The following is an 8,083-nucleotide window of genomic DNA, read 5'->3' as shown; positions in this document are numbered from 1 at the left end:
GCACATGCGTGGCCACCCAGCCGAGCGGCGCGATCAGCAGGCCGAACAGCGCGATCGAGGGAATGGTCTGGATGATGTTGAGCACGTTGAGAACGCCGGCGCGCAGATTCTCGACGCGATGGCAGAGAATACCGACCGGCAGGCCGACGACCACTGCCGCAAGCAGCGACCCTAGCGCCAGCGTTACATGCTTGGAGCCCTCCGCCCAGAAACTGTCGGCGCGGTTGAAATATTCCTTCAGGATCGACAGATTGTCCCAGCTTCCCGAAATCAACAGCAGCCCGATCGCCAAAGCCGAGACCGCAAGCACGCCAACTCGTGCCAATGGCGACAGGTCCAGCCGTGTCAGCACATCGGCGAGCAAAAGCGTGAAGGCAAAGATCAGAATCCAGAAACCGGAAGCCGGCGAAACTCTCGCAAAGGTGTTGCCCTCCGGCGTGAGGAATGTTCCGGCGACGCCGATCAGCAGCGCGAGCGCGGCAAGCGCCACCACGCCGGCGGCAAGGCGCAGCGAAAGCGGTGTCTTGAACAGCGCGATGAGTGCTGCGGCGACGATCATGACGAGCAGCAGCGTCCCGGTGGTTGCCGGCAGCGCCTCGAGAATTGAGCGCGCCTGGCCGGGGACGATGCGGTTGGCACGGAACGTGGCAAAGGGCGCGGCAAAAGCCGCGTAGGCTGATATAGCGGCGATGACCACGCCGAGCTTGTCGAAGCGGATGTTCACGCCCTCCCCCGTCAGTCGATCCGGCGCGCCACGAAAGCGGCGCGCCGGAATCGTCCTACTTCAGGAAGCCGTTCTTCTTCAAAAAGTCCTCGGCGACGCCCTTGACCGGCTCGCCGCCGACCTGCACGCGACCATTCAGCTCCTGCAGCGTGACGAGGTCGAGCTTGGCGAAGACCGGCTTCAGCAGCGTCTCGATCTCGGGATGTTGCTTCAGCACCGCTTCGCGGATGATCGGCGCCGGCTGGTAGACCGGCTGCACGCCCTTGTCGTCGTCGAGCACGACGAGCCCGGACGGTGCGATGCCGCCATCGGTGCCGTAGACCATGGCCGCATTGGCGCCGTTGGTCTGGTTGGCGGCCGCGGCGATGGTTGCCGCGGTGTCGCCGCCCGAGAGAGTGATCAGTTGGTCCGGCTTCAGCGTGAAGCCATAGGTGGTCTGGAAGGCCGGCAGTGCAGCCGCCGAATTGACGAACTCGGCGGAAGCCGCCAGCACCACCTGACCGCCGCCCGCGACATATTTGCCGAAGTCGGTGAGCGTGGCGAGCTTGTTGGTCTCGGCGACTTCCTTGCGCAGCGCGATCGCCCAGGTGTTGTTTGCGGGCGACGGCGACAGCCAGACGATCTTGTTGGCGTCGTAGTCGAGCTTCTTGGCCGTTTCATAGGCCTTGGCGGCATCCTTCCAGACCGGGTCGTCGGCCTTCTCGAAGAAGAAGGCGGCGTTGCCGGTGTATTCGGGATAGATGTCGATCTCGCCGGCGGTGATCGCCTTGCGCACCACCGGCGTGCCGCCGAGCTGGATACGGTCTGATGTCTTGATGTTGTTGGCGTTGAGGACGAGCTGGATGATGTTGCCGAGCACGCCGCCCTCGGTGTCGATCTTCGAAGAGACAACCACCTGGGCATTGGCGGAAGCCACCGTGATGCCGAGCGCCAATGCCGCGCCGGCCAGAAACTTGACTGAAAACATTGTGGAACCCCTAGCTATGAACCGAAACGCGATGACCGCATATGAGCATGGCTTCAACGGCCAGTCGGGGCACACGGTTTCATAACAAGGGGGATCGGCGCAATATTTTTGTTCGGAAGGCCGATTTTGAGGCGACGCTGGCGATCTGCTGCCATCTGGCGGATAATGCCATAGAGTGCGGGTGGCAAACACGGAGAGCGTGTCATGGCCATACACAAAGTCGGCTACCTCATCGGAAGTCTTGCCCGGGAATCCATCAACCGCAAGCTCGCGAAGGCGCTCGTTCAACTGGCTCCTCCGGAACTTGAAATGACGGAAATCGCCTTCAGGGATCTGCCTCTTTACAGCTACGACTATGATGCGGATTTCCCGCCGGTCGCCCGGGATTTCAAAAAGGCGATCGCGTCCGTTCAGGCCGTCCTGTTCGTTACCCCGGAGTACAACCGCTCGATCCCTGGCGGATTAAAGAACGCGATCGACTGGGCGAGCCGCCCCTATGGAAAGAATTCATTCGCGCGCAAACCGTCCGCCGTCATCGGAACATCGCCGGGCGCCATCGCAACCGCTGTCGCCCAACAAAGCCTGCGCAGCGTTCTGAGCTTCTGCAACTCACCCCAGATGAATGCGCCGGAAGCCTATATCCAGTTCACGCCGGGACTGATAACGGACGACGGCGAAGTGACGGTCGAATCCACCGAGGACTTCCTGCGCAACTACATGGCTGAGTTCCATATGTTCATAGCGAGGGTGCTTCAGGTGTTGCCGCCGGACGCATAGGTTTGGCGTCAAGCCGGGCGCGCGCTCGTCAGCTTCAGCGCGCCCAGCGCCACGAAGCACAGGACGGTGACCGGAAAGACTATCCAGTTCAGCATCTCCCAGCCCCAGGCGTTGTAGACCATGCCCGACATCAGTGAGGCGCAGGCGACGGAGCCGAACAGGACGAAGTCGTGGAAGCCTTGCACCTTGCCCTTTTCCGACGGCCGGTAGGTGGAGGCCACCATTGCGGTCGCGCCAATGAAGCCGAAGTTCCAACCAAGGCCTAGCAGGATCAGCGACGTCCAGAACTGCTACAGCGCCAGGCCCGACAGAGCGACAATGGCGCAGCCGATGAGCAGGATCAGGCCGGTGGTCACAATGCGTTCGGCGCCGAAGCGATGGATCAGCGAGCCGGTGAAGAAGCTTGGCGCAAACATCGCCATGACGTGCCAGGAGATGCCGAGCGTCGCGTCGGTCTCCGACAGTCCGCAGCCGACCATGGCCAGCGGTGCGCCCGTCATGACGAAGCTCCTCAGCGCGTAGCTGCCGACCGCACAGACAAGCGCGGCGACGAAACGCGGCTGCGTGACGATTTCAGCCAGTGGTCTGGCGTCGCTGTCGGCGATCTCCACCTTGCCGGATGCTTTCGCCGGCAGCCGCAGGAAGGACAGGATGATGGCGCCGACGGCGGCCAGCGGCAGGATGGACACGAACGAACCGGCAAACATGACCGGCGCCAGCGATTCGCGGGTGAAGATGACAATCTGCGGCCCGAGGATAGCGGTGACGATGCCGCCGGCCAGCACGAAGGAGATGGCGCGCGCCTTGAATTCCGGCGGTGCGTTGTCAGCGGCGGCGAAGCGGAACTGCTGGACGAAGGCGCCGCCGACACCGATCGTGAGCAAGCCAAAGGCAAACAGCCAGAAGCTCCCTTGAAAAAGCGCAAGCGTGGCGACGAGGCCGCCAAGCGCCGTGACGATCGTTCCGGTCATGAAGCCGCCGCGCTGGCCCATTCTGCGGATGATGGCCGCTGCAGGCAGCGCGCCGAGCGCCACGCCGATGTTGAAGCCGGTGATCGGCGCTGTCGCCAATGATTTGTCGGGGCCAAGCAGATATTGCCCGGCCAGCGCGCCCACGGAGATGGCGATGGGGGCCGCCGAGCCGATGATCGCCTGCGATGCGGCCAGGATCAGCGCCGTGCGGCGCGCCTCGCTGCCTGCCTCGACGGCGATTGCCGTCATGATGCGTCCTTGCCGCGCCCCTCGCCACGCACCCGGCGTGACACACGGTCGAGCACGGCATTGACCAGCTTCGGCTCGTCTTCCTCGTAGAAGGCCTTGGCGATGTCGACATATTCGGAGACGATGACGGCGACCGGGACATCCTCGCGCTTCATCAGTTCGTAGACGCCGGCGCGCAGGATGGCGCGCAGCGTCGAATCGAGCCGCGACAGCGGCCAGTCCTCGGTCAGCGCCTGGCGGATGATCGGATCGATGGTCTTCTGGTTCTCGACGACACCCGCCAGGATAGCGCGAAACCATTGCGCATCGGCCTCGCGATAGAGCGCGCCGTCGACTTCCTTGCCAAGGCGAAACGCCTCGTACTCGGCGGTGATCTCGAAGACACCGCTGCCGGCGACATCCATCTGATAGAGCGCCTGCACGGCGGCCAGACGGGCAGCGCCGCGCTTGTTGGCGTGGCGCATCGCGGGCTGCCCGGGCGAAGCGGGTTCGCTCACGATCGCGCTCCCAATTGTTCCTTGAGGGCAATCATGGTCAGCGCCGCACGCGCGGCAAAGCCGCCCTTGTCGCCTTCCGAGCGCTTGGCGCGAGTCCAGGCCTGGGCGTCATTCTCGGTGGTGAGGATGCCGTTGCCGATGCAGACCGAGTCCTGCACGCTCAAATCCATGAGCGCGCGGCTGGATTCATTGGCGACAATGTCGAAATGATAGGTGTCGCCGCGGACGACGGTGCCGAGCGCGACAAAGCCATCATAATGTGTGCCGCCTTCCGTCGCGCCGTCCAGTGCAAAGGTGATCACCGCGGGGATCTCCAGCGAACCTGGAACGGTGACGACGTCATAAGTCGCGCCCGCCTCATCGAGCGCGCTTGTCGCGCCATCGAGCAGCGCGTCGGCAAGGTCGTCATGAAAGCGCGCTTCGACAATGAGCAGATGCGCCTTCGCCTTCGGACGAATGAAGGCTTTGCCGTGTTGGGATGTACCAGCCATAAAAGTCTCCGGGGAGTTGCCGGTGACTTAGGCCGAAGCCGGGTTCATCGCAAGCGGAAGATTGCTGGATGGACTCCTGTCCTATCGATCCTCTCGCGTATGCCACAGGCGCAACACAGAAATTGTCGTGTTCTGTATCTCGTAACGAATTTCGTAGCTGCCTACCAAAATGCGACGCACTTCTCGTGGTTCGAACTCTTCCAGTCTCTCACCGATGCGCGGATATTCGACCAACCGTGCCGGCGCGGCAATAAGCGACTGCACGGCACGTGCGGCCGCCGGGCCATTTGCTAGCACGAGAAAATCATGTAGCCGGACCAAGTCGGACAAAGCCTTGTTGGTCCATTTCAACTCCATCAACGAGGCACCGGCAGTGGCTTGTCGGTACCAAGACTCTCAGCCCACGCCTGCACGGCCTGGTGATCGATGACCCGTCCTGCGTCGACATCGGCCATTGCTTCAAGCGTGAGCCGTCGGCGCTCCTCCTCCAAATCCACCCACGCGGAAAGAGCTTGTTTGACGATCCAGCCGCGTGGGCGCTCAAGGCGGGCAGCCAGTTGATCTACCTTTTCAGCCAGCGGCAGCGGAACGTGAGCGGTGATTACTTTTGTATCCATCAGAGCCTCACAATCAGATCTAATCATAGCGATTAAAACTGATTAAGTCGAGGCCAGCAGCACTTAAAGCCCCTCTTTCGTCGCCTCGACCAGCCGCGCCGCATAACGCGCCATGGTGTCGATCTCGAGATTGACGCGGTCGCCGACCTTGCGCTCGCCCCAGGTGGTCACGGTCAGCGAGTGGTGGATCAAAAGCACGTCGAAGCGCGCGCCTTCGATCTTGTTGACGGTGAGCGAGGTGCCGTCGAGCGCGACCGATCCCTTGGGCGCAATGAACTTCGCCAGGTCGCGCGGCGCCTCCAGCGTGAAGCGCACGGCATCGCCCTCATCCTTGCGCTCGATGATCTCGGCCATGCCGTCGACATGGCCCGAAACGATGTGGCCGCCGAGTTCGTCGCCGATCTTCAGCGCCTGCTCCAGATTGACTTTGGTGCCGGATTTCCAGCCCGAGGCCGTGGTCAGCCGCAAGGCTTCCTCCCATGCTTCAACCTCGAACCAGCGTGCATTCGAAACGCTGTCGGGCAAGGCCGTGACCGTCAGGCAGACGCCGCCGCAGGAGATCGAGGCGCCGATGGCGATGGTCTGCGGGTCATAGGCTGTGTCGATGCGGAGCCCCACCCCTTCCCTGAGCGGCTTGACGGACGCGACAGTGCCGACATCGGTGACAATTCCGGTAAACATCGGTGTTGATCCCTAAAGGTCTCTTATCCACTCGGCGTAGCTGTCTTCGCCAAAGCGCATGTCGCGCAATTTGCGAAATCCTGCCGGGATATGGTCGGCGTCGATCGGCGATGCAATGCCGTCGTCGCCGATTGCATCCGGTCCCTGGAACAGCACGATGCGGTCGACCAGCCCGTCGGCCAGGAAAGCGCTCGCCACCCTGGCGCCGCCCTCGACCAGCACGCTGGCCATGCCGAGCGCGGCCAGGTCCTCAAGTAATTCCGGCAAGGCTACGCCGCCCTCGTGCGTCTCGGTGCCGATGAAGCGCACGCCGGCGCGTTCGAGTGCTGCGCGCCGCAGCGGATCGGCCTCCAGGCAGGCGGCGATATAGAGCGGTACCCGGTCGACGCCCGAAACCAGCTTCGAGGCCTCCGGCAACCTGAGCTGGCGGTCGAGCACGATGCGGGCAGGCGAACGGTTCTCAAGCCCCGGCAAACGCACCGTCAGGGCCGGATCATCCTCAAGGGCGGTGCCGATACCAACCAGTATGGCGTCCGCCTCAGCCCGCATCAGATACACTTCTCGGCGCGCGATATCGCCGGTGATCGACACCTGCCCGTCACCTTCCCTGCCGATCTTGCCGTCGCTGGAAAGCGCAAGCTTGAGAATCACTTCCGGGCGTTTTCTCAACGATCGAATCAAATAGCCGGCCATCTGCTCGGCAGCTTCCGCCGCCAGCACCTTCTCGACCACCTCGACACCGGCCGCGTGCAGGATCGCATAACCCTTGCCGGACACGCGCGAATCGGGATCGCTGGCGGCACCGACGACCCGCGCAACGCCCGCATTGACCAGCGCATTGGCGCAAGGTGGCGTGCGGCCGTGGTGGGCGCAAGGTTCCAGCGTGACGTAGGCGGTGGCGCCGCGCGCGAGGTCGCCGGCCTCGGCCAGGGCCTCGGTCTCGGCATGCGGACGGCCGCCGACAGCGGTGACGCCGGTGCCGACGATCATCGGACCATTGCCGTCATCGCGTACGATCAGCGTACCGACAGACGGGTTGGTCGCGGTGCGCCCGGCATTTTTTCGCGACAGTCTGAGTGCCGCCGCCATGAAGCGGCGATCAAGGGCGGCCTGTTCGCTTGCAGTCATGCTCAGCTGGCTTCCTCTTCACCCTTGACTTCGTCGCCCTTGAGCTCGCCCAGCAATTCATGGAAATCCTTGGCCTCGCGAAAATTGCGGTAGACCGAGGCGAAACGGACATAGGCGACATCGTCGAGCGACTTCAGTGCTTCCATGACCAGGCGGCCGACTTCTCCCGAAGCAACCTCTGTCTCGCCGGAACTTTCGAGCTGGCGCACGATGCCTGTCACCGCGCGGTCGATACGCTCGGGATCGACATTGCGCTTGCGCACGGCGATCTCCACCGAGCGCAACAGCTTGTCGCGGTCGAAGGGCACTTTGCGGCCCGATTTCTTGACCACGACGAGGTCGCGCAACTGCACGCGCTCGAAGGTGGTGAAACGGCCGCCGCAATCGGGGCAGACGCGCCGCCTGCGGATCGCCGCGCCATCCTCGGCGGGGCGCGAATCCTTCACCTGCGTATCTTCCGACTGGCAATAGGGACAGCGCATGGAGAAGCCTTTGGTTGGCGAATCTGGTGAAGCGAAAGGCTTAGAGGTTTTTGCAGCGATGGCAAAGTGTCGCCAACAGCTCCCTCGCCCTTCAGAGATAGCGAGGCGCAAGCAGGATTGCCAGCCTCGCCAGCAGCCGCACAGCGTACCGATGTCTTCAGGGAGCAACGTCGGCGGTCGGAAACCCGCACGATGCGCCGAGACTACGATAGGCCTTGGTGAAGCCGTCCATGGATATGCTTCCAACCGGCGCATCGCCGAAGGAGACGTCAAGCACCGATGCCCGGCGCATGGCGCGCAGGAGCGCCAGGCTGGTCTTGGACTGGTTGTCGACGGTCCAGCTGAGCCGGCCGTTGACGGCGCCATCGGAATGGAGCTTGGCAGTGACGCGGCCCTTGTCGTCGCCGAAAGTGGCGGCAACCGACTTGCCGGCCGGCAAGGCCTTGTTGTCGACGGCGATCGTTACGGACGGGTAGGCATCCGGCGGCAGTGCATCACC

General features: G+C 63.2%; 9 protein-coding genes and 3 pseudogenes. 1 reads left to right on the top strand and 11 read right to left on the bottom strand.

The genetic code is table 11. The features are described 5' to 3' along the window. Both EN991_RS14400 and EN991_RS14395 read right to left on the bottom strand, forming a co-directional pair. Positions 1-724: pseudogene (locus EN991_RS14400) on the bottom strand (ABC transporter permease); the annotation flags it as partial. Positions 725-779: 55 nt separating this feature from the next. After that, positions 780-1,691, bottom strand: a complete 912-nt coding sequence (locus tag EN991_RS14395; RefSeq protein WP_013532241.1) for an ABC transporter substrate-binding protein — start codon at positions 1,689-1,691, stop codon at positions 780-782. A 204-nt stretch (positions 1,692-1,895) separates the two neighbouring features. On the opposite strand from EN991_RS14395, the gene EN991_RS14390 reads away from it, so the two are divergent. Further along, entirely contained in the window at positions 1,896-2,468 is a 573-nt protein-coding gene (locus EN991_RS14390) for an NADPH-dependent FMN reductase (protein WP_013532242.1), read from the top strand. Between the two features lie 8 nt (positions 2,469-2,476). On the opposite strand, the pseudogene EN991_RS14385 reads toward EN991_RS14390, so the two are convergent. From EN991_RS14385 to EN991_RS14345, 9 genes and pseudogenes are all read right to left on the bottom strand, one after another. After that, a pseudogene (locus EN991_RS14385) lies at positions 2,477-3,688 on the bottom strand (MFS transporter). Next, complete coding sequence (gene nusB / locus EN991_RS14380; RefSeq protein ID WP_013532244.1) at positions 3,685-4,185, bottom strand: transcription antitermination factor NusB; 501 nt, start codon at positions 4,183-4,185, stop codon at positions 3,685-3,687. Before nusB ends, EN991_RS14385 begins: the two are co-directional and overlap by 4 nt. Then, entirely contained in the window at positions 4,182-4,676 is a 495-nt protein-coding gene (gene ribH, locus EN991_RS14375) for a 6,7-dimethyl-8-ribityllumazine synthase (protein WP_013532245.1), read from the bottom strand. The genes nusB and ribH overlap by 4 nt, the downstream gene beginning before the upstream one ends. Positions 4,677-4,757: 81 nt before the next feature. Next, positions 4,758-5,033, bottom strand: a complete 276-nt coding sequence (locus tag EN991_RS14370) for a type II toxin-antitoxin system RelE/ParE family toxin (protein WP_024504679.1) — start codon at positions 5,031-5,033, stop codon at positions 4,758-4,760. After that, positions 5,033-5,293: a ribbon-helix-helix domain-containing protein gene (locus EN991_RS14365; RefSeq protein WP_013532247.1), complete on the bottom strand. Its 261-nt coding sequence runs from the start codon at positions 5,291-5,293 to the stop codon at positions 5,033-5,035. Before EN991_RS14365 ends, EN991_RS14370 begins: the two co-directional genes overlap by 1 nt. A 63-nt stretch (positions 5,294-5,356) precedes the next feature. Continuing rightward, positions 5,357-5,974, bottom strand: a complete 618-nt coding sequence (locus EN991_RS14360) for a riboflavin synthase (RefSeq protein WP_127368999.1) — start codon at positions 5,972-5,974, stop codon at positions 5,357-5,359. Between the two features lie 12 nt (positions 5,975-5,986). Beyond that, complete coding sequence (gene ribD, locus EN991_RS14355) at positions 5,987-7,102, bottom strand: bifunctional diaminohydroxyphosphoribosylaminopyrimidine deaminase/5-amino-6-(5-phosphoribosylamino)uracil reductase RibD (protein ID WP_127368998.1); 1,116 nt, start codon at positions 7,100-7,102, stop codon at positions 5,987-5,989. A gap of 2 nt (positions 7,103-7,104) precedes the next feature. After that, entirely contained in the window at positions 7,105-7,584 is a 480-nt protein-coding gene (nrdR, locus tag EN991_RS14350) for a transcriptional regulator NrdR (RefSeq protein ID WP_013532250.1), read from the bottom strand. Between the two features lie 157 nt (positions 7,585-7,741). Then, positions 7,742-8,083, bottom strand: a pseudogene (locus tag EN991_RS14345) (invasion associated locus B family protein); the annotation flags it as partial.

Origin of the sequence: Mesorhizobium sp. M7A.F.Ca.US.005.03.2.1 (assembly GCF_003997795.1) — a bacterium.
Classification (GTDB): domain Bacteria; phylum Pseudomonadota; class Alphaproteobacteria; order Rhizobiales; family Rhizobiaceae; genus Mesorhizobium; species Mesorhizobium ciceri.
Note: the sequence above shows the minus strand (reverse complement) of the source record. Positions and strands in the feature narration are given on the sequence as shown.